At 52.8% G+C, this 1,577-nt stretch carries 1 protein-coding gene and 1 pseudogene; one reads left to right on the forward strand and one right to left on the reverse strand.

The features are described from left to right. The coding region (locus tag Q0628_RS08965; RefSeq protein WP_298770259.1) for an FKBP-type peptidyl-prolyl cis-trans isomerase at positions 1 to 1,306 on the reverse strand (1,306 nt) is incomplete at its 3' end. A 72-nt stretch (positions 1,307 to 1,378) separates the two neighbouring features. Between Q0628_RS08965 and Q0628_RS08970 the strand changes: the two are divergent. Beyond that, positions 1,379 to 1,577 (forward strand): annotated as a pseudogene (locus tag Q0628_RS08970) (hypothetical protein); the annotation flags it as partial.

A 1,577-nucleotide genomic window follows, 5' to 3' on the forward strand; every position in this document is an offset into this window, starting at 1 on the left:
TGCCCTGCACGCCGAGTTTCCAGCCGCGAATCACGCGACCTGCACCCAGCGTAAAGCCAAAAACCTGGCCGCGGTCACGGGAGCTGTCGAACTTGTAACCGTTGGTAAGCCAGCCGGTGTAATGCACCTTGGCCACGTTGCCCTTTTGTGCGGGTTCGCCTTCGCCCTGCTTGATGATTGCATAGCGGAGACCTTCGGGACCGTTTTCAAACGTAAGCGTCGTGGTATCGGGGAAGAAGTCCATGTTCGCGATGACCGCGTCGTCTACTTCGGAAGAAACGAGTTCCACGCGGAAGACCAAGGTCGAATTTGAAGGAATCATGGAGTAGGCCGTTGCGCCATAGCCCATGGCCGGAGACACACGGAACCAGCGTACGCCGCCTTCGCGCATGCCGTCGAGACCGACTTCCCAGCCCTTGATCATTTTGCCGGCACCCATCACGACCGAGAGCGGTTTGCCCATGTCTTTAGAGGAACCGAACTTGCGACCCGAAAGGAGCCAACCCGTGTAATGCGTCTTGAGCACGGAGCCAACCATGGCGGGCTTTCCGGTGCCGACCTTTTCATCGTAAACCTTGAGGCCCTTAGCTGCTTCGCGCCACTTGAGACCTTCCACGTTCTTGGGGAATGCATCCGGTTCCATCGGCTTGTCGGCGCTGACGAGTTCTACGATGAAGAACAAGTCGGAATATTCAGGAACGCCTTCGAGAGAATTTTCGCCGTAACCCATTTGGTAGGGCACGTAAAGTTTGCGGATTTCGCCCGGCTTCATGCCGACAAGGCCCTTTTCCCAGCCCTGAATAACAAGGCCCATGCCGAGCGTGAATTCAAGCGGTTCGCCACCGGCATAAGATTCCGAGAACAGTCTGAAGCGAGTATCAGAGGGCAGCGGAGAAATGGAATCGATGTAGGTCGCAAGCGTTACCGGTTCTGCGACAGGAGCTTGAGCCACCGTATCGACCGCGGCTTTGGATTCCTTTTTGTTCTTGGACTTTTTCTTCTTGTTTTTAGCGGACTTGTCTAAGAGCGCGGTCGTGTCAACATTTGTCACGCCGGCAACCTGGTCAGAATTGAAATCGTTTGCAAGCCTTAAAGAATCGGCGATACGGAGCGAATCGGCCAGGCGAGCCTTTTCTGCCAAGATTCTAGCACTGTCTAAATACACATAGCTCTTGTAATGCACCCTGATGAGCTGACCGGCCCGAATGGAGTCTCCAGAGCCTTCCCTAACCGTTTCCACCTTAAAAGGAACGGCAAAACAGGCACTACACATCAGCAATACAAGAAAAATCTTCAATTTTAACATAAAATCTCCTGTCCCACAATTTAGAAAATGCTAGTTTTTGAGAGTAACGAATAATTCCAAATGGAATAAAATATGCTATCAGTCATTATTGTCATAGCGATAATCGTGTTGTCCGTGATACTCGCCGCCATCGGCGCGTACGTGATTATTCACAGTTCCGACGAAAAGGACGAACCCAAGCGCGTGATCGACGTTTCGGGCCAGTACGCCGTGGTAGTCCGCCCTGCCCGAGAATCACTCAACGCTGTAAAGCCTTCCGAAGCCTCCCTTA

The organism is uncultured Fibrobacter sp. (assembly GCF_937877005.1).
GTDB lineage: Bacteria > Fibrobacterota > Fibrobacteria > Fibrobacterales > Fibrobacteraceae > Fibrobacter.